The sequence below is a fragment of the Candidatus Poribacteria bacterium genome, from assembly GCA_009839745.1.
Taxonomy (GTDB): Bacteria; Poribacteria; WGA-4E; order WGA-4E; family WGA-3G; genus WGA-3G.
The window spans coordinates 1-21293 of record VXPE01000041.1; the positions used below are offsets into that span (position 1 = coordinate 1).

Below are 21293 nucleotides of genomic sequence, written 5' to 3' on the forward strand. Positions count from 1 at the left end.
CTTTGTCAACAACTGAAATCCTCTGCGATATAAATCGCTACTGCGTAAGTCCTAACCATTTCTAAAAGTTTATATCGCATTAACCGCACTTGAGTGCACAGAGTCTTTGCGAATGCCACACGCGCATTCGCCAGTCTATGCTACAAGCATGCACAAACTAAAGTTTATGCTACAATTTCAATCAGAAATGGTATAATATCTTAACCGCTGATGGCTGAAAACTGAACGCCTCTTGCTATTATATGCAAACGGACTTGACATATAGTAGCACTATATAGTGAAAACTTCGTCGTAGCCCATGATGTAGATCGTTCTTTCACAAGCGATTACAACGGCATCCAAGTTAAGTTTATGAGTTTGGATACATTGATTGCCGAAATACCACCCCTTAATAAAAGATAAAAAACTTGCCTTAAAACCGAATTTTTGCTATACTACTGTTTAAAATAAATATTTCTAAAACCTGTCTTATAAATACCAATTTCTGTGGCGGGGTCTCCGCGCCTCAGCCCTTCATGAATTCCATTTAATAGTGATGAAAGGAGATTCCGTTCATGCAAGATTTTTCGTATGTTGCCGCGCAAACGCTATCGGAAGCCGTTGCACTGCTTGATGAAAACGGAGAAAAAGCTCGCATCTTGGCGGGTGGGACCGACCTCATCGTTAATGTCCGAGAGGGACGTCGCGACGTCGGCTTAATGATTGATGTCAAATCCATTCCAGAGGTGAACGTCTTAGATTACGGCGCGAACACCGGCTTAACGCTCGGTGCCGCAGTCGAATGTTATAAAATTTATGCCGTTGATACCATCTGCGATGCCTATCCGGGTTTAATCGATGCAACCAAAATTATCGGTGGCACCGCCATTCAAGGGCGCGCCGGCGTTGGGGGTAATCTATGTAACGCCTCACCCGCTGCGGATTGCATACCGCCGCTAATTGTACTCGGTGCTATCTGTGTCATTGCCGGTCCAAACGGCGAGCGTGAACTACCTGTCGAACAGTTCTGTACAGCCCCCGGGCAAACCGCTTTGGAAAAAGGCGAGATGCTCGTCTCTCTAAAGATACCAGCACCCGCAAGCAATTCCAGCTCCTTCTATCTCCGGTTCATCCCGCGGAATGAGATGGATATCGCTGTCGTCGGTGCCGGTGCTTCTGTGACACTTGATGACGCGAAACAGACAATCGTCTCTGCACGTATCGCACTCGCTGCCGTCGCCCCCACCCCGCTCTTTGCTGAGGAAGCCAGCGCGCTCCTCGCAGGTCGCGAGGTTTCTGATGCCGCGATTGATGATGCCGCAGAAGCTGCACAAGCCATCGCACGCCCGATTAGCGATATGCGCGGGACTGCCGAGCAGCGGACACACCTCGTCGGTGTGCTGACGCGACGCGCACTCAACGGCGCAATCCAGAGAATCCGAGACTAAAAAAATGAAAGGAACCATACTATGGCGAGAAAATCGCACGTTCAAACCACTATCAATGGCGAAACAGTAGAATTTCTCTGCGAATCCCGGCAAAGCCTGCTCGAAGTTCTCAGGGATGAACTCTATCTTACGGGTGCTAAAGAAGGATGCAACAACGGAAATTGCGGTGCCTGCAGTGTCATCCTCGACGGCAGACTCGTCAATTCATGTCTCGTCCTCGGTGTAGAAACTGAAGGCAAATCTGTAGAAACCATAGAAGGTCTCGCGGAACCCGACAAGCTGCACCCGATCCAAGATGCATTCTTGGAAAACGCCGCACTCCAGTGCGGTATTTGCACACCCGGCTTTATTATGAGTGCCAAGGCACTCCTGGATAGCAACCCGAATCCAACCGAACATGAAATTCGGTACTGGTTAGCGGGTAACCTGTGTCGCTGTACCGGCTATGATAAAATCGTCAAAGCGGTGATGGATGCCGCTAAGGAAACCTCTGCTTAAGTTCATACAAACGCAATCTCATAAATCGGAGGTATATGCGTAATGACTGAAAAGAAAGAATATAAAGTCATCGGCACCCGCCCCATCCGCCATGACGGCGTCGACAAAGTCACCGGTCGCGCACTTTACGGGGCAGATTTCCAAATGACCGGACTCCTGCACGGGAGGGTCCTGCGGAGCCCACACGCCCACGCGCGAATCGTATCGATTGACACCAGCCGTGCCGAAGCGTATCCCGGTGTTAAAGGCGTTGCCACCGCGCAAGACTTGCCTGACGCTGAGGACAGAATCGCAGACTTAGGCGAAGGTGCGGTCAATCTCAAGTATCTCTGCGACAACATCTTGGCAAGCGATAAGGTGCTATACAAGGGACACGCCGTTGCCGCTGTCGCCGCGACAAGCCCGCATATCGCAGAAGAGGCGTGTACACTCATTGATGTCGAATACGAGGTGCTGCCACCCGTCTTAGAGGTGCGCCAAGCAATGGAGGCGGACGCCCCCCTCCTGCACGAAACCCTGAAAACCACCTCAATGGGCGAGACGGCTGATGAACCCAGCAACGTCGCAAGTCATATCCAACATCAGTTGGGTGATCCTGAAAAAGGGTTCGCCGAAGCCGATATCGTTGTTGAACGTGATTTCGTTACAGGCACTGTTCACCAAGGTTATATTGAACCCCACAACGCCACGGCGCACTTTAACCAAGATGGTCAACTGACGATATGGTGTAGCACACAGGGCGCGTTTACCGTTCGTGAACAGGTCGCCGAAATTCTCCAATACCCCATTTCGAAAATTAAGGTGGTTCCGATGGAGATTGGCGGCGGTTTTGGCGGTAAGATTAGCGTCTACATCAAACCGGTCGCCGCGTTGCTGGCGAAGAAAACGGGTAAACCGGTTAAGGTGCTCATGAACCGTGCAGATGTATTTGAAGGCACAGGACCGACACCTGCCTCCTACGTCCGCGTCAAGATGGGTGCGACCAAAGAGGGTAAGATAACCGCCGCTGAAGCATATCTCGCTTTTGAAGCCGGTGCGTATCCCGGTGCCCCCGTTGGACCCGGTGCGATGTGTATCTTTGCACCCTACAACATTGAAAACGTCATCATTGACGGCTACGATGTCGTTGTCAATAAGCCGAAAACCGCCCCCTATCGCGCCCCTGGGGCACCAAACGCCGCTTTCGGTTCAGAGTCAGTTGTTGACGAAATCGCGGAGAAACTCGGCATCGATCCACTTGAGATCCGATTGCGCAACGGCGCAAAAGAGGGCGACCGACGCGCAGATGGACCCGTCCACCCTCGCATCGGCTGTATTGAGACAGTTGAAACCGCGAAAGCGCATCCCCACTATACCGCACCGAATGGGAAGAAACACCACGGACGCGGGGTCGCTTCGGGTTACTGGTTCAATATCGGCTTGGAGTCGAGCGTGACGATTAATGTCAACTCCGATGGCACAATTAACCTGATTGAAGGTTCCACAGACATCGGTGGTACGCGCGCTTCGATCGCCATGCAGGCGGCAGAAGTCCTCGGTATCCCCGCCGAATCGGTCAACCCAAGTGTTGTTGATACCAATTCTGTCGGTTACACCGCTGTAACGGGCGGTAGCCGCACAACCTACGCGACCGGTTACGCCGCTTATGAAGCCGCACAGGATGTCAAGCGGAAAATGATTGCACGCGCCGCGAAACTCTGGGAAGTTGACGAAGACAACGTGCAGTTCGCAGATGGCGAATTTTCATGCATCAACGGCAAAGAGGAGCAGATAAGTTTCCGCGACCTCTGTGGACGGCTCGGTCAAACCGGGGGTCCGGTGGTAGGTAGTGGAACAGTGAATCCCGGTGGTGCAGGGGGTGCCTACGCAACGCACATTGTAGATGTAGCAGTGGACGAGGAGACGGGTAAGGTCGAGATCCTCCGCTATACCGCAGTCCAGGACGCAGGAAGAGCTATCCATCCGAGCTACGTTGAAGGGCAAATACAGGGTGGTGCTGTTCAAGGTATCGGATGGGCATTGAATGAGGAATACATCTACAATGACGAAGGCACTATGACCAACGCCAGTTTCCTCGATTACCGGATGCCGACCTGCTTAGATTTACCTATGATTGATGCCGTCATCGTTGAAGTCCCGAATCCGGGTCATCCGTATGGTGTGCGTGGGGTCGGTGAAGTACCGATTGTGCCACCGATGGCTGCCATTGCCAATGCTATCTACGATGCTATCGGCATTCGAATGACAGAGCTCCCGATGTCGCCTGATCGGCTTCTGAAAGCCATGGGCAAGATCTAAAACTCACATACGGGGAGGCGCGCTTGAAAAGCGCGCCTTTCTCTCTTAACTGATAACCGACAACCGATAACCACTAAAAGATGCCAACCGTAGTGATTCCTCCCCTCATGCGTAAATTTACAGGCGGCGAAGAGAACATCACGCTTCCCGGTGCAACTGTCCGGGAAGTGATTGATAATTTAGAAAGTCGTCATCCGGGTATCAAAGCGCGGTTATGTGAAGAAGACCGTCTTAAGCCCGGTATCGCCATATATATCAACGGTCTCCTGTCTCGAGGATCCCTCCTCGAACGCGTTGACGCGGACGCAGAAATTCATTTCCTCCCTGCCATCGGCGGCGGTGTCGCAGAACCACCGCACTAAAGTTCTATAACATTTGAAACCTTAAACTGAATTGCTCTGGATAAGGAGAAGCTCAATCTTTCCAGAAAGAAGAAATTGTGATGAAAAAAGAAAATCAGGAATTATCTGAAGTTGAAACCCTGCAACCCATCCCCGATAGGTTGGTTGTCCTCACCTTTGATGACGGTAACAAATCAGATTATATCTATGCTGGACCCCTGTTGAAGCGTTACGGTTTTGGGGCGACATTTTTCATCACTGAGGGTCTCAATTTCCTCAACAGCAAGGCGCACTATGTCACATGGGAAGAGATCCGTCAATTGCACGAGGACGGTTTCGAGATAGGGAACCACACCCGTCATCATAAACATGTCACTACACAATCGAAAGAAGAACTGATGGCGGACCTGATACACATCGATAAACGATGCGAGGCATACGGTATTCCTATCCCTGAGACCTTTGGCTATCCTGCGGATTGTCGCGGACCGGAAGCGTTAGAAGTGCTGACAGAAAAAGGGTATCGTTTCGCGCGGCGTGGCATTGGACCCGAGTTTCCATTTCATCCAGAAGGTGGGCGTGGACCGGTTTACGACCCGAATGTCCATCATCCACTGGTCATTCCGTCAACAGGTGTTCCCGGTCCAAACTACGGATTCGAGGATTTGGTTTGGGCGGTTGAACAGGCAAAGGACGGAAAAATCGCTGTCCTGACGTTTCACGGCGTGCCTGCCCTTGAACACCCGTGGGTTGATGTCTCACCTGAACTGTTTAAGACCTACATGGATTATCTTCGTGACAGCGGCTGCACAGTTATTGCGTTGCGCGATCTGACGAAATACGTTGATGCATCAGAGACGCTTGGGAAAAGCATAACATATTGGTAAGTGTATGGAACAAGCGGTGCGTCCGAAGCGCGAAATCGCGTAAAAATCACGCAAAACTGCCGAAGATCTCTAAAAGAGACGTTTTTATGGAAAAAAGAGATTTTTTATCGAAAAAAGAGATAAAATTTTATAAAAATGGACTTTTCGGGTCAAAATTATACATTTTTTTTACAATTTTATTTGACAAACCTTTCGTTAGGGTGTATAATTAACATTACCTTTTGACAAGAAAGGTGAATTTGTTCTTTGAAAGTTAAATAGTGAACGTGACGTGCCTATTAATAGCTTGTGAGTGCACTCCGATTTTTCGGAGATGTACTTCGATACTTGTGAGTGCGCTTCAATTTTTTGAAGATGTACTCCGATACTTTTGTGGAGAGTATGATACCGGCTCAGGACGAACGCTGGCGGCGTGGATAAGGCATGCAAGCCGAACGAGAAATCGAGCTTCGGTTCGATGGAAAGTGGCGAACGGGTGAGTAACGCGTGGGTAATTTGCCTCTGAGATGGGGATAACAGTCTGAAAAGACTGCTAATACCAAATACGATTCGGTTGACTTCGGTCGGCCGAATGAAAGGTGGCTTCGGCTGCCGCTCGGAGATAAGCCCGCGTCCTATTAGCTTGTTGGTGAGGTAACGGCTCACCAAGGCAACGATGGGTAGCTGGTCTGAGAGGATGATCAGCCACATTGGGACTGAGACACTGCCCAAACTCCTACGGGAGGCTGCAGTCGAGAATATTTCGCAATGGGGGAAACCCTGACGATGCGACGCCGCGTGGGGGATGAAGGCCTTCGGGTTGTAAACCTCTGTGTTACGGGATGAATTGAGCGTTGCTGATAACGCAGCGTTTTTGACGTTACCGTAGTAGAAAGCCCCAGCTAACTACGTGCCAGCAGCTGCGGTAATACGTAGGGGGCAAGCGTTGTCCGGAATCACTGGGCGTAAAGCGCGCGCAGGCGGTGGAGTAAGTCAGACGTGAAAGGGTTCGGCTCAACCGAGCCATTGCGTTTGATACTACCTCACTTGAGTCTAGAAGAGGAAAGTGGAATGTATGGTGTAGCGGTGGAATGCTTAGATATCATATAGAACACCCGTGGCGAAGGCGGCTTTCTGGTCTAAGACTGACGCTCATGCGCGAAAGTTTGGGGAGCAACCGGGATTAGATACCCCGCTAGTCCTTACTGTAAACGATGGGTACTAAGTGTAGGGGGTGTTGATTCCCTCTGTGCTGTAGCTAACGCATTAAGTACCCCGCCTGGGGAGTACGGCCGCAAGGTTAAAACTCAAGGTAATTGACGGGGGGCCGCACAAGCGGTGGAGCATGTCGCTTAATTCGAAGCAACGCGAAGAACCTTATCCAGGGCTTGACATCGCAGTGACCGCTGTAGAAATATAGTTTTCCTTCGGGACACTATGACAGGTGCTGCATGGCTGTCGTCAGCTCGTGTCGTGAGATGTTGGGTTAAGTCCCGCAACGAGCGCAACCCCTGTCTTTAGTTGCCATCAGGTAATGCTGAGCACTCTAAAGAGACCGCTGGTGACGAGCCAGAGGAAGGTGGGGATGACGTCAAGTCCGCATGGCCCTTATGCCCTGGGCTGCACACGTGCTACAATGGTCGGTACAGAGGGACGCCAAACCGTGAGGTGGAGCAAATCCCAAAAAGCCGACCCCAGTTCGGATTGCAGTCTGCAACTCGACTGCATGAAGTTGGAATCGCTAGTAATCGCGAATCAGCAGGTCGCGGTGAATACGTTCCCGGCCCTTGTACACACCGCCCGTCACGCCATGGGAGTTGGTAGCATTCAAAGCAGGTGACCCAACCTTCGGGAGGGAGCTTTCTAAAATGAAACCGATGACCGGGGCGAAGTCGTAACAAGGTAGCCGTAGGGGAACCTGCGGCTGGATCACCTCCTTTCTAAGGAGCATTAACATAAGGACTCTCACACAGTGCTTGTGTTCATTACGCTCTTTACCTTATAAGACACGCACCAAAACTGTTTAACTTTCAAGAACATCTTCTACAACCTACAGCAAGCCTTTTGCTATACGCACCCCTCCGATTTCCCTTAGCACTATTTCAACAAATTAATTTGACAAATCCTCTTTTCGCGTGTATACTTAATAGTGCTTGTTGAGAAACGGAAGCGAAACTGTTTTTCGTAAACATCTATCCCTTTTGTGGGCTTATAGCTCAGACGGTTAGAGCGCGCGCCTGATAAGCGCGAGGTCCCTGGTTCGACTCCAGGTAAGCCCACCACTTCTTTTTCCGCTCCTCTTTTCCCACTAACTGCAACTCGTTACTCATGTTATGAGTAGAAAGCAAATTTAATGAAGCAGAAGAAGCCGATTCGGTTATAATGGGTTAGTACCGTGGACTCAGGTTGTATTTCTCTTGAAACAGTATCATATCTTGCTCTGCATTTGCCGAAAAAGTATCAACTGGTAGACTGGTAGAGAGGAGACCTCACGATGCTACTCACACTTATCCGTCGAGAACTTCTTGATAATCTCATGACATTCCGATTCGCTGCAGCGGTTTTTATTATGTTGCTGCTTGTGGTCGCCAATACCGTCGTGCTTCTCAAGGACTATGAACAGCGACTAACCGCTTACAACACGGCTACCCAGGAAAGTCACCAGAGATTGCGTGGGCAAAAAACCTATTCCTATTATATTGGGAAATTAATTGTCCATCGTGCACCTAACCCGTTGAGTATTTTCAATCTTGGGTTGGATAAACGGGTCGGGAACAAAATTACCGTATACCACGCCTTTGTGCCGACAATTTGGGATGCAGAGAAACACGGTGCCGATAATCCATTTCTCAATCTCTTCACTTCAATTGATATCGCCTCTATTTTTCAGGCGGTCCTCAGTCTCCTCGCGCTGATCTTCGCTTACGATGCACTCGCGGGTGAACGTGAACGGGGGACGTTACGCCTCGTCCTGACACATCCCGTCCAGCGTGGATACATCCTATTCGCTAAATACATCAGCGCGATGCTCTGCCTACTTGTGCCGCTGCTGATAAGCCTCCTCCTGTCCATCACCTTGCTGACGACATCCACTGCGATCTCCTTGAACACGGATGAATTCCTTCGTATCGGCGGAATTGTCCTGACATCGCTTCTTTATCTGTCATTGTTCTACCTCATCGGCTTATGTATCTCCGCGATGACGCGTCGAACCAGCACAGCACTCATGCTTTGCATGTTCGTCTGGGGATTCTTAGTGCTTGTATATCCCAATCTGATTCTTACCGCTGTTGAAACCACACCGCAACCGGATGCCTATATCTCGGACCATCAGCAAATCAAACAGAGGTGGGAAGAATGGGAGAGAGAACGCAAGCAGTTTCTCCGCAATGACCCCGTCTTAGGTCCCCTATCGCGTAACGGTGAAGGGTGGGGATTTAACTTGGAAGGCGTTGAATTCACCTTCGGACCGCGTGTAGACAAACCTTCAAGATTACTCTATTTCTACCAAACCGGATTCCATGCCGGAAAAATTGGATCAGAATCTGAGCCACAGGTACCACTCGTCCAAGATTATTACGGTTTCTACAATAGAGGGACTCTCAATACTGTAAACAAAACGTGGTTGGTCCGGAAACCCGCGCTTGAAGCTATCTACATCCAACCCGCAAATCTCGGTCGCATCCTACTAAAGTTTTCACCGGTTGGGTTGTATGATGCGGCAACAGAGGCTTGGGCAGGCACCGACTTAGCGGGGGTTCAAGACTTTTTTAACGCAGTCCAACACTACCGGCGCGCAGTCCTCGACTATTTCCACGACGAAAAGATATTTGAATCGAGACAATGGTTCGCTGCCGACCACGGCACCGCCGACTGGGACGCGCTCCCACAGTTCTCGTTTCAACGAAACAGTACAGACATAAACGCCAAACGCGCATTACCGGATTTATTCCTACTGCTGACCATGAATCTAATCCTATTCACAATCATATTTCTCGTTTTCATCAAGAGCGATGTATAGAATGACTGTCACAGTAGTCAGCGGTCAGCAACCCCATTGATTGCAACAACCAAGAGATTGTCCAACGAACGTAAGCCCCCCAACGGGTGGGCTGGATATACGGGGAGAGTCGTTTTTTTTACGGGAACCCTGAACGAACCGCAAGGAAAATTAAAAAAATGTGGCATATCGCAAAACGTGAAATCTACGATAACCTCAATAGCCTTCGATTCGCGCTAACAACAGTGTTGTTGCTGGCACTGATGGTAACCAATGCTGTTAGGCATCTCCGAGAGCATCCGAAACATGTCCAGCGATATCGGGAGGCTGTCGCTGAATCTTTGAATCACTTAACGACTCGCGCCGAGGAGAGTCTTTATACACTGGCACAATACGGACCGGGGAATCTCTACAAAAAGCCGTCTCCGCTTCACTTCTGTGCAAATGGAAGTGAACCGATTTTACCAGATATGGTCGAAGTGAACAAACCCGTTGTGTTCGGGACGATCGGCACGTCCGATTCATACGAAGAGAAGGTAGTCCTCCACGGTATCTGGACCCTGTCCTATCCAGATGCCAACCTCCAGAACAAGGACGTTGGACCCGACGTTTCACAAGTCGATTGGGGGTTCATCATCGGTTACGTCTTAAGTTTGCTGGCACTCTTATTCACTTTTGACACCATCTCTGGCGAACGCGAGCGTGGCACACTCCGATTGATGTTAGCAAATTCAATTCCCCGACACACTGTCCTTATCGGTAAGTTCTTAGGGGCATTGCTCAGTGTTAGCATCCCGTTTATACTTGCTGTGTTGGTGAACCTCTTACTGATTTCTACAGCAAATACTGTTCACCTGACGGCAGACGCATGGGCACGCTTAGGTATCATTTTCTGTCTCGCGCTTTTATACACGAGTCTGTTTTTGGCGTTAGGGTTGTTGGTCTCCACGCGTGTGCAACGGAGCGCGGTGAGTTTGATGATACTCCTTTTGACGTGGGTAACCTTTGTCGTTTTTATGCCCAGTACCCTCGCTTCAATCGCAAGTAGTTTCTCACCTGCCGTCTCTTTTGATGAATTTTGGCAGCAGCGGAACCCAGCGCAAGAGGATTTATGGGATAAATACGGGGATCGGCTCTGGTCGGAGGAATCCGACGAAGAGACGCTGAGAGCAAAAAGTGGCTTTTACATCGACCATGTTGAAAAATCAGAACGCTGGCAGGGAGAACGATTAAAGTACCGGAGTTCTCAGGTACACCGCGCCCGCGCCATCACCAGTATCTCACCCGCCACACTGTTGCAGCACCTTATTGAGGCGTTTGCTGGAACGGGGTTTGACCGACATTTGCAATTTGTGGAGAATACACAACGTTACGCCCGACAATTCCGTGAATTCATCGTTGACACCGATAGAGGGGACCCTAAAAGCCTTCATATCATAGGTGTTCGTGAAGGCATGTCACAGAAGCCTGTCAGTTCCGCAGGAGTTCCGAGGTTTGAAGACACACTCAGCCTCAGTAAAGACCTCAATGCCAGAGCAATAGAGATACTGCTGTTGGCGTTGTTCGTTGTGATGCTTCTGTCGAGTGCGTATCTCGCCTTTGTGCGTGTTGAGGTGTGATGCAAAATGCTGTTAACACTGATCCGTCGAGAACTCCTCGATAATCTCATGACATTCCGATTTGCTGCAGCGGTTTTCATTATGTTGCTGCTTGTTGTTGCTGTCACCGGGGTGCTCATCCAAGATTACGAGCGTCGGTTGGAGAGTTACAACACATCCGTCGAATCGCATCGACAACTATTACGTAAGAGACCAATCTATTCGCCTGGGCTGGCGAAATTATATGTCGATCGACCACCAAATCCCTTGAGCCTGTTCAATGTTGGGTTGGATAAGCGGCTGGGTAACAGAATTCTGGTATCGCATTGGTTTGTTCCGTCACTGTGGGATGCCGAAATGGACAGTTCGGATAATTCGTTTCTCAATATTTTTTCTTCAATTGATATCGTTTTTATTTTTGAGGTAGTCCTTAGTCTACTCGCGCTTATATTCGCTTACGATGCCCTTGCCGGAGAACACGAAAATGGCACCTTACGACTTGTTTTGACGCATCCTATCCGACGCGGGTATATCCTGCTTGCGAAATATATCAGTGCGATGCTCTGCTTGCTTGTTCCATTATTGATGAGTCTGCTGCTCACAGTAATTTTGATAACAACATCCGCTTCAATTTTCTTGAACACCGATGATTTTCTCCGCATGGGTGGGATCGTTCTGTCATCGCTTGTGTATCTCTCAGTGTTTTACCTCATAGGGCTACTGATTTCAGCGGTAACACGCCGTAGCAGCACCGCACTGATGCTGTCAATGTTTGTTTGGGGATTCTTGGTATTGGTCTATCCGAATCTGATTCTTGCCACGATTGTTCCGCAAGAAACCTCGGAGGCACGCGGGGCATCTGCTCTCAATGAAATAAAGCAGCTATATGAAGAATTTGACAGAGAACGAAAAAACTTCCTCGCTAACGATCCTGTTCAAGGAGATGACCCAATGTTTAATATGGACGGACCCAGTGGATGGGGAGGTGGTGCTGGATTTACAGAGAATCGATTGACCTTATTGTATTATTATTGGAGTGTTACATTCTATAACGAATTTTATGACAAATACCTCCATAAAGTACCATACGCCCAAAATTACTACGGTTTTCTCGAACCTCGCATTATTGATACAGCTGACCAAACGTGGCTTATCCGAAAGCAGGCATTGGAGGACATTTTCGTACGTCCAGCATTCGTTGATAGAATATTGTTGAGGCTTTCGCCTGTTGGGATATATGATCTCGCAACCCAGGCGTGGGCAGGGACCGATTTGAAGGGTATTCAAGACTTTTTCGACGAAGCTCGGCAATACCGACAGACGGTGATTGCCTATTTATACGATAAAAAGGCATTCAGATCCCGAGAGTGGTTTGCCGGAGACAAGACTCAGGTGGACTGGGACGGACTGCCTCAGTTCTCTTTTCAAAGAACTGATATAGGCATAAATGCAAAACGGGCCTTACCAGAGCTGTTCCTACTTCTAACAATCAACCTTGTCTTGTTCACAATAATATTTCTGATTTTTGTTAAAAGTGAGGTGTAGAAGGGCTGTCGGATTTCAGCCATCAGCAGTCAGTTAAAGAGATGTTTGATTAAGCCAAAACCCTCTTTTAACTGATAACTGACGATTGAAGACCGACAACTATTCTTACTGACAACCGAGAACCAAAAATGATTTGGTATATCGCAAAACGAGAACTCTATGATAATCTAAATAGCCTCCGATTCGCGCTCGCAACAGTCCTGCTGTTCGGCTTGATGCTAACCAATGCTGTTGTGCATCTCCGAGAACAACCCGCGAGAATACAGCGGTATCTGACGACTGTCACAGATGCGCGTAATGCTTTAGAAACACGGGCAGACAGCCTGTATGAACTGGCACGGAAGGGACCCGGAAAACTTTACAAAAAACCATCTCCACTTCATTTCTGTGCCGAAGGTGGTGATCCTTTTTTGTCAGGTGCTGTTCAGTCAGATCACTACTTTTGGGAAAACGAGGGTCTAAAGAGTTTCTGGCAGATGAGGTATCCATCTGCAACCCCAAATCTGACCAATATTCGCCCGGACGTTACAAAAATAGATTGGGCATTTGTGATTGGTTACGTTTTGAGCTTGATTGCTCTCCTGTTTACGTTCGATGCCATTGCGGGAGAACGTGAACGCGGCACACTTCGGTTGATGTTAGCGAATTCGGTGCCGCGCCACACTGTACTGATCGGCAAGTTTTTAGGGGCATTGGTAAGCATTAGTATATCGTTTGCATTTGCTGTGTTGATAAATCTTTCAGTGATTTCCACGTCAAGTGCTGTTCACCTCGGTGCGGATGTATGGGTTCGTTCAGGTATCGTTTGCTTTGTTGCACTCCTATACACAAGTCTATTTCTTGCGTTAGGGTTGCTCGTGTCTACGCGTGTGCAGCGCAGTGCGGTGAGTCTAATGATACTTCTGTTAATGTGGGTCACCTTTGTGATTTTTACGCCCAGTATCCTTGCCCTGATTACCAGCGGCTTCTCCTCTCCAATGTCCTACGATGAACTTCGGGTACACCAAAATCGGATTAATGACAAGCACTTAGAGCAATACTGGCGCGTATTGGGCAGATCTAAATCAGAGACTTTGCAAGCGGCAAGCAAGTATGTCACACAAGAAGCAGCGGAGCAGGAACGCTTGATTGAGAAACGCTTAAACGAGCAGGTTGCACAAGTTCAACAGGCACGTTCCATTACTCGTATTTCGCCGACTGCGATTCTTCAGCATCTCCTTGAATCCTTCGCTGGAACCGGTTTTGAGCGACATCTGCAGTTCTTAGAGAATGCGCAGCACTACGCTCGCGAATACCGCGAATTCGTTATTGACACCGATAATGCCGATCCAGAAAGTCTTCATCTGATTGGTGTTCGTGAAGGTATGTCCCAAAAGCCTGTCAATCCAGATGCGGTGCCGATATTTGAAGACGCGCTGAGCCTGAGTAAAGATTTCAACGCAGCGGCGATGGACCTGTTGTTATTAACGCTGTTTGTCGTTGTTTTGTTAGCTGGTGCGTATCTCGCCTTTGTGCGACTTGAGATTTGAATCGGGGATAGGGACTGGATGCTGCCTGTTCTCCACTTTTCCAACTTTTTCTCAAACCGTGTCTAAAGGCAACGGTTCACCTTCGTTAGCAGTCAGTTCTGCGTAAAGTGCCTGTAGTCGAGTCGTAACAGGGCGGATTCCTTCGTCCCCGATCTTTCTGCCATCGACCTCTAAAACAGGACTCAACTCACCGACAGTACCCGTCGTGAAGACTTCGTCCGCTGTGTAGACCTCCGTCAACGAAACATTTCGTTCCGTCAGGGGGATACCCGCCTCACGAGCGATCCGAATGACCGTGCCTCGCGTGATCCCTGGTAGGCAACTATCGGCGTGCGGTGTCAGTACCTCCCCACGCTTTATAAGAAAGATGTTCGTCGCGTTCGTCTCTGAAACGTAACCGAAGATGTCGAGCATGATCGCATCATCCACACCAGCGACGTTCGCCTCAATCTTTGCAAGGATGTTGTTAATCAGGTTGTTGTGATGGATCTTAGAGTCAACGCACTGCGGTGGATTCCGGCGGATCGCTGAGGTGATTAAACGGATACCGCTCTTCGCGTAGATGGGTGGCTTCCACTCCGCAAGCACGATTAAGGTCGTCCCGTACTGGTTGACGCGTGCGTCCATACTGGAGGTGACTTTTTTCCCGCGACTGAGCGTTAGACGGATATGAACACCGTCCCGCATACCATTGGCTTCAAGCGTCTCAAAGATCGCTGTTTTGATCGCATCGCGTGTCGGAATGCCAGCGAACGCCATAGCGTGTGCGGAGTCTATGAGTCGATCCAGATGTGGATCCAGTGCAAAAATTTTTCCGTTATAGACACGCAACCCCTCCCATACGCCATCGCCACCTTGAACGAGACTGTCGAACACAGAGATTTTCGCGTCTTCACGGGGCAACAATTCACCGTTAACGTGGATTAAAATGTTTTCATTTCTTGAATCAGGTAATTTAGGTTCCATTTTTAAATTTTTCCTTGCGGTTCGGTCAGGTAAGTTGGGGGTTTTAACCTGACTGTTCGTAAATCCGTCTTCCACTACGTTCCAGACGACGCGCTTGGTACTAATTTTGAATACGGCATGTTTCAGGTTTCTTATGTGCGTGAGATGCCTATTCACAATCATACACTTTTACCATGTATCTCGGACGCTTACCCCTTCATCTGTCAGATAGGTTTTAATGTTTTCAATCGTAAATTCGCCGTAGTGTGTAATAGAAGCGACAATCGCGGCATCGGCGTTGCTTTCGACAAAGACATCCCGCAAGTGCTGGGGGTTTCCCGCACCGCCAGAGGCGATGACCGGCACCGGCACGAGATCCGCAATAGCACCCGTTAATTCGAGTTCATACCCGGCTTTCGTGCCATCAGCGTCGATGCTATTGACCACAATTTCACCCGCACCTAAATCGATCCCACGCGCCGACCATTCCAGCGCATCCCAACCGACCGGCGTTCTCCCACCGTCTATGAAAATTTCATAGCCGCTTGGAATTTGCTTGCTTTTCGGGACCCGTTTCACCTGCATGCTCAGGACGACGCATTGACTCCCGAACGCCTGCGCTCCCTCCACAATGAGTTGAGGGTTCCGCACGGCACCGGAGTCTATGCTGACTTTTTCTGCACCTGCAAGTAGGACGCGGCGCATATCCTCAAGTGTGCGTAACCCACCCCCGACAGAAAATGGGATAAAAATTTCGGCGGCGACTGCGGAAACGACATCAATCATTATATCGCGTCGTTCGTTGCTCGCCGTTATGTCGTAAAAGACGAGTTCATCGGCACCGCCTTCGTAATAGAACCGCGCCATCTCAACCGGGTCACCGACATCCACATTGCCTTTGAAGGCAATGCCTTTGGTGACCTTTCCTGCGCGCACGTCTAAACATGGAATTATCCGTTTCGTAAGCATCTTTCAATTATTCCTTGCGATTAAATATTGTTGATTTGAACTTTGGCGTTCCGTGTTAATAGTTAAAAATATTAAAAATATCGTCAAATTCCGAGATCTTCAGAAACTTATACATTCCTGCAAGTGCCAGCAGACTTAATCCTATCGGGGCAAACACCCCAACGGTGCGTGGAATGATGCCTACCGTTCCGAGCCAATCTTTCTCAATGACGCTGTTTGTCAGCCAGCAAACTATCCCCATCACCGCTGAAGCGATTAAAATTTTGAGCATCAGTGCGGCGAGTGCTCGAAGCCCCAACCGTCCAACCTTGCGGCGGAGCAGTAGCAGTAAGACCCCACAGTTCAACGTCACTGTCAAAACCGTTGAAAATACCACAGCACGCGGATCCAAGAAGAGTTCACGATAGATAAACAGGTAGTTGAGACAGATATTAAGCACAACGGCACAAATGCCAACAATAACGGGTGCGCGAATATCCTTGTGGGCATAGAACCCATCTGTAACAATCTTAAGGGTCGAAAATCCGCATAGACCGAAGGCATAAACGAACAGGATCCCCGCTGTTTCGATTGTGTCCTCTTCAACAGTTGCACCCCATTCGTAAAGCAAACGGCAGATCGGTGCTGACAATATCATGAGTCCGACTCCAGCAGGAATCGTCAGAACAAGCATTAAGCGGAGTGCATGAGAGAGTGCAGTGCGAAAATTCTCTGTCTCCCCTGCTGTTACAAATCTCGCGAGTTGCGGCAGTGCTACCGTTGAAATCGCAACGCCGAATATCCCGATGGGAAGATGCATGATGCGATACGCCCGACTGATCCAAGTCAACCATCCAGAATCTGAAGTAATAAAGAAGGTGTTCGTCAGTAGATTCACCTGCACCACCGCGACCCCTAACACAGCAGGTCCGATGAGGTGAACAACTTGGAGTACCCTCGGATCTCGCAGGCTCAGCAGCGGACGATACCGAAACCCGACCCGATACATGGACGGCACCTGAATGAGGAATTGGGCGATGCCGCCGACAATTACCCCCATAGCCATGCCGGTTACCGGGTGAATATCCACCAGTGGACACAGATAGTAACCGCCTACTCCGACAGCGAGGGAGCTGACGTTAAAGAAGGTGGACGCACAGGCTGGGATACCGAATCGTCCCTTGCTATTCAATAATCCCATAGCAATTGCCGCAAATGACACAAAGAGTAGATACGGAAACATCAATTGCGTGAGATAAATTGCCAGTTCAATCTTGCTGTCAAATCCGAAATGTTCAAGGGCGTCTAAATTTCTATCAAAGTTGTCTCGTGCCAACACATCGACAAGAACTGGAGCGAAGATGATACCGAGTGCCGTGATACCAATTAAAACGAGGAACGTTAAGTTAAAGATGTGGTTCGTAAGATTCCATGCAGCTTCTTCGCCGTCTTCAGCTTCTGTCGCAAGGAATGTGGTAATAAATGCCTTACTCAAAATCCCTTCACCGAACATATCGCGTAGAAAGTTCGGTATACGGAAGGCAAGATAAAAAGGGTCCGCGCTGGTTTTAGCAGGGAAGTAGTAACCTATCGCCGTTTCGCGGGCGAGACCTAATATCCGGGATACCATCACAGCAATGCTGACAATTCCCACCGCACGAGTGACCTTTTGATTCTCTTGCACTGTGGAGTTCGTTTCGTTTTCCATTTTATATCGGTTATCAGTTTTCAGTTATCAGAGGGAAGGGTCTTTAAACGAAAACCTCTTAACCGAAGACTAACAACCACTTATCCTTGACATCGCTTCCGTTTCGGTGTAAAGTTTAGAGCAGTGCCAACAGAAATTTAACACACATTCTTCACTACAAGCATAAGGAGAACAAAAAGATGCAGGAAAAGCGATATTTTACGCTTGAAGAGGCAAATCAATGCATCCCTGAGTTAGTCAATGAAATTTCACTGTTAAGAGCAATAAGAGCGCAACTTTCAGCACTCCACGCAGAAATTACTCCGCTCTTGGAGGTCGTTTCCTCCAACGGTGGGAGTCAGCATACACCCGCCCTACTCAATGCAACGCAACGCTTTCAAGAAATTCTGGATCGGATTGCGGCACGCGGATGTCATCTAAAAGGACTTGACCCAGGATTGGTCGATTTCCCGCACCTCCGCAACGGCAAAGAGGTCTACCTCTGTTGGCGGATGGGTGAAAAGGAGATCCGCTACTGGCATGAAATTGAGGACGGATTTGAAGGACGACAGCCGTTGTAGCAGTAGGGCGAGGGGACCTTGCCCCTACGACGACCTGAAGAAGTGATTTGTCGGACCGTGTCCGGATCCGATATCCAAAGCGTGTTGGATGGCACCGGTAATATACGCCTTTGCTGTGTTGATAGCCTCGCCCAAATTTTTTCCGTGTGCAAGTTGCGTCGCGATTGCCGCCGAGTAGGTGCAACCTGTCCCGTGCGTGTTTTCTGTCTCGACCCGTTCTGCCTCAAAAAAACGCCATTGACCATCGCAGTAAAGCACATCGGTTGCTTTGTTTCCGATAAGATGTCCGCCTTTGACAAGGACAGCATGACAGCCGAGTGCCGCGATCGCTTTTGCGGCACTTTTGGCATCCTCTATGTTTTGGATGTCCTGTTGCGCGAGGAGTTCCGCCTCGTAAACGTTGGGTGTAATCACTGTCGCAAGCGGAATCAACGCTGTTTTGAGGCTATCAATTGCCTCCTCTTTTAAGAGTGGAAATTTGCTTTTGGAGATCATCACGGGGTCTACAACAATGGCTGGTGGTGTATATTCTCTCAATTTCCCCGCAACCGCCTCAACAATCGCTGACGCAGAGAGCATTCCTGTTTTGACACTGGCGACCTCGAAATCCGTGAAAACCGCGTCTAACTGCGCTTCAATCAGTGAAATAGGCAAATCGAAAGCGTCTGTGACCGCGACGGTATTCTGTGCTGTAACGGAGGTAATCGCGGACATAGCGAAGCCGCCATTCGCCGAGATCGCCTTGATGTCCGCTTGTATGCCTGCCCCTCCACCTGAATCTGAACCTGCAATCGTTAAAATCTGTTTCATTTTTTTAATTATGTGCTTCTGGGCCTCGTTCCATTACATTTCACGAGGGTTTTCAGTTGATTCCAACCCTCTCTAACTGATGAAAGGGTTTCTAACAATTGGAATACTGCAAGGATAACGGACGCAGCAGCCCAAGAGCCATATTTTCTAATTATGTGCTTTGGAATACTGCAAGGATAACGGACGCAGCAGCCCAAGAGCCATAAATTAAAAATCAAGATAGCGTTTCGCTTGTATGCCCGCACCTTTGGAGGACATAATACCTGACATCACAGCTACCCCGAAAGCACCCGCAGCTAAACATTCCTGCACTCGGTCAGGCGTAATACCTCCCAATGCGAAGACCGGCAGTTTCACACCTTCAACCACCTCAGTGAGGCTCGCTGCGCCGACTGCAGGACCGTATCCCGGTTTGCTTGCTGTCGGATAGATAGGACTGTAGGTCAGAAAATCAGCCCCTTCGACTTCCCGTCTTTTTGCCGTATCAAGAGAGTGCACCGAACACCCAATATAGAAATTATCACCCGTCTCGGTTTCCTTTACGGAACCTACCGATTCTGCCTTCGCTGGGAGATGAACCCCCGCGGCACCGACATCCCGTGCGACGTTTATATGTGTGTTTATGAAAAGTTTTGCATCGTAATTTTGACACAACGCCGCTATCGGCTGTGCCAACTTCATCAACGCGGTATCACTTAAATCCTTTTCACGCAGCTGAAGGCCTTCCACACCTACATCCAGCAGTTCCGAGATAATATCCACTAATGGAGTCGGGGCACATCGGTGTCTGTCGGTAATGGCGTACAGATTAAAGTCGATCATTTATTTTATCGGAACCTGTCGGAGACGTGCCGCGAACGCGCCGTCAACCCCGTGTTCGTGTGGAAACGTTTGGACAAAACCTTGTGGTGTTATCGCACTCAGCGGAACAGCGGGCAGGAAACGTCGTGCGTTTTCCACCCTATACATTGGAAAATCTGTCAAAAATCGTTGGATAACTTCCTCGTTTTCCATCGGCTCTATGCTACATGTACTGTAGACGAGAATACCTCCCGGTTTGATATGTGGTGCTGCGTTCTTCAGGAGGTTATATTGTACCTCACGAAGCGCATGAACCTGTTTGAGCGTCTTGTTCCATCGGATGTCAGGATGTCGCCGAAGTGTTCCGAATCCCGAACAGGGGGCATCAATAAGTACAGCATCCGCGGTTTTGATAAACGCAAGGTCGGCTTTCGTCGCATCCATTACACAGGTCTCAACGTTGTGGGCATTGACGCGTCGGCAGTTCTTTTGCAACAACGCTATTTTTTCTGCTGAGGTATCCACGGCGATAATTTTTCCGGTATTCCTCATGAGATGCGCCAAATGCGTTGTCTTCCCACCCGGTGCAGCGCACAAGTCTACTATAAATCCCGCTTCCTCCGGTGAGAGTAGAGGTGCCACTAACATAGCACTCTCATCTTGGACATAGATATCTTTTCGGTTAAGGATGTCCTTTAATGTTAGTTCGCCAGTCGTGTCGAAATTGGTGATCGTGCGGTTTTTGAGTGTTATCCCGTCAGGTGCGATTTTGGAAAGGGAGGCAGGTAAACCTTTCATTTCCAAAAATTGGCAAACTTCTTCGCGTTGGGTCAGGAGGGTATTTACGCGGAACGCGAGTGGTGCGGTTTGGTTGCTTGCACGACAGAACGCCAGCGTCCATGAAACGCCGCGCGTTTGAAGCCATCGCTTTACTAACCATGTTGGGTAGGACAACGAGAACGCAATATGTTCAGTCGGGTTTGTACTGAGGGATGGATAGGCAATGCTTGCGCCTTCGCGTTGGATGGAGCGGAGCACTGCATTGATAAACCCCGCGGTCTTCCGGTCCCCTGAAGATTTACGTTGGCGGGACGTCGCGAGTTGAACGGTTTCAAAGATCGCTGCATGTGCGGGTATCCCATCGAGGTGTAACAGTTGGAACGCGCCGAGTCGTAGGATATTACGACGTCTCCCGTCTAACTGAAATTTGGGATTGATAAACCGATCAAGCACCCAGTCCAGCTGCTTCTGCCACCGAATAACGCCGTAGACGAGTCCGTTTACCAATCGGCGTTCTCGCCCATCAATTGTGGGTCTCCGTCCGAAGGCACTGTCAACAACGGATGCTATTGACGCACTGCTGTGCGAAAGGGTCAATAGGCATTCTAAGGCGACTCTGCGCGCGTTCATATCTCGCAA

16 protein-coding genes, 1 tRNA gene and 1 rRNA gene are annotated in these 21293 nt (G+C 49.3%); 12 read left to right on the forward strand and 6 right to left on the reverse strand.

The annotated features are described in order from the left end of the window. The first annotated feature begins 554 nt into the window (after positions 1-554). The 11 genes from F4X88_06115 (at position 555) to F4X88_06165 (ending at position 14102) form a co-directional block, all read left to right on the forward strand. On the forward strand, positions 555-1427 hold the full coding sequence (locus F4X88_06115; GenBank protein MYA55849.1) for a xanthine dehydrogenase family protein subunit M: 873 nt from the start codon (positions 555-557) through the stop codon (positions 1425-1427). A 21-nt stretch (positions 1428-1448) separates the two neighbouring features. Then, on the forward strand, positions 1449-1925 hold the full coding sequence (locus F4X88_06120; protein MYA55850.1) for a (2Fe-2S)-binding protein: 477 nt from the start codon (positions 1449-1451) through the stop codon (positions 1923-1925). A gap of 42 nt (positions 1926-1967) precedes the next feature. Beyond that, positions 1968-4223 carry a xanthine dehydrogenase family protein molybdopterin-binding subunit gene (locus tag F4X88_06125; protein ID MYA55851.1) on the forward strand — a complete coding sequence of 752 codons (2256 nt, stop codon included), beginning with the start codon at positions 1968-1970 and terminating at the stop codon, positions 4221-4223. An 80-nt stretch (positions 4224-4303) separates the two neighbouring features. Then, complete coding sequence (locus F4X88_06130) at positions 4304-4585, forward strand: MoaD/ThiS family protein (GenBank protein MYA55852.1); 282 nt, start codon at positions 4304-4306, stop codon at positions 4583-4585. An 80-nt stretch (positions 4586-4665) separates the two neighbouring features. Continuing rightward, positions 4666-5451, forward strand: a complete 786-nt coding sequence (locus F4X88_06135) for a polysaccharide deacetylase family protein (protein ID MYA55853.1) — start codon at positions 4666-4668, stop codon at positions 5449-5451. Between the two features lie 369 nt (positions 5452-5820). After that, a 16S ribosomal RNA gene (locus F4X88_06140) occupies positions 5821-7373 on the forward strand. Positions 7374-7635: 262 nt separating this feature from the next. Continuing rightward, positions 7636-7712: transfer RNA gene (locus F4X88_06145), tRNA-Ile, on the forward strand. Positions 7713-7924: 212 nt separating this feature from the next. Continuing rightward, entirely contained in the window at positions 7925-9451 is a 1527-nt protein-coding gene (locus tag F4X88_06150; protein ID MYA55854.1) for an ABC transporter permease subunit, read from the forward strand. A gap of 158 nt (positions 9452-9609) precedes the next feature. Then, on the forward strand, positions 9610-11049 hold the full coding sequence (locus F4X88_06155) for an ABC transporter permease subunit (GenBank protein MYA55855.1): 1440 nt from the start codon (positions 9610-9612) through the stop codon (positions 11047-11049). Between the two features lie 6 nt (positions 11050-11055). Then, complete coding sequence (locus F4X88_06160; protein MYA55856.1) at positions 11056-12573, forward strand: ABC transporter permease subunit; 1518 nt, start codon at positions 11056-11058, stop codon at positions 12571-12573. Positions 12574-12701: 128 nt separating this feature from the next. Continuing rightward, the gene (locus tag F4X88_06165; GenBank protein ID MYA55857.1) at positions 12702-14102 is read left to right on the forward strand and encodes an ABC transporter permease subunit; all 1401 of its coding nucleotides are present in this window, start codon (positions 12702-12704) and stop codon (positions 14100-14102) included. A 51-nt stretch (positions 14103-14153) separates the two neighbouring features. Here F4X88_06165 and F4X88_06170 read toward each other — a convergent pair whose 3' ends face one another. The 3 genes from F4X88_06170 to murJ form a co-directional block, all read right to left on the reverse strand. Continuing rightward, positions 14154-15068, reverse strand: a complete 915-nt coding sequence (locus tag F4X88_06170) for an aminotransferase IV (GenBank protein ID MYA55858.1) — start codon at positions 15066-15068, stop codon at positions 14154-14156. Between the two features lie 168 nt (positions 15069-15236). Next, positions 15237-16016 (reverse strand): imidazole glycerol phosphate synthase subunit HisF, encoded by a 780-nt coding sequence (gene hisF, locus F4X88_06175; protein ID MYA55859.1) that lies wholly within the window; start codon positions 16014-16016, stop codon positions 15237-15239. Positions 16017-16071: 55 nt separating this feature from the next. After that, positions 16072-17703, reverse strand: a complete 1632-nt coding sequence (gene murJ, locus F4X88_06180; GenBank protein MYA55860.1) for a murein biosynthesis integral membrane protein MurJ — start codon at positions 17701-17703, stop codon at positions 16072-16074. A 179-nt stretch (positions 17704-17882) separates the two neighbouring features. On the opposite strand from murJ, the gene F4X88_06185 reads away from it, so the two are divergent. Continuing rightward, entirely contained in the window at positions 17883-18263 is a 381-nt protein-coding gene (locus F4X88_06185) for a DUF2203 family protein (GenBank protein ID MYA55861.1), read from the forward strand. Positions 18264-18287: 24 nt separating this feature from the next. On the opposite strand, the gene thiD is transcribed toward F4X88_06185, so the two are convergent. The 3 genes from thiD to rsmB all read right to left on the reverse strand — a co-directional run bounded on the left by thiD (position 18288) and on the right by rsmB (position 21284). After that, on the reverse strand, positions 18288-19073 hold the full coding sequence (gene thiD / locus F4X88_06190) for a bifunctional hydroxymethylpyrimidine kinase/phosphomethylpyrimidine kinase (protein MYA55862.1): 786 nt from the start codon (positions 19071-19073) through the stop codon (positions 18288-18290). A gap of 207 nt (positions 19074-19280) precedes the next feature. Then, positions 19281-19895: a thiamine phosphate synthase gene (gene thiE, locus F4X88_06195; protein MYA55863.1), complete on the reverse strand. Its 615-nt coding sequence runs from the start codon at positions 19893-19895 to the stop codon at positions 19281-19283. Beyond that, a complete protein-coding gene (gene rsmB / locus F4X88_06200; GenBank protein MYA55864.1) occupies positions 19896-21284 on the reverse strand; it encodes a 16S rRNA (cytosine(967)-C(5))-methyltransferase RsmB in 1389 nt (462 codons plus the stop codon). Between the last annotated feature and the right edge of the window lie 9 nt (positions 21285-21293).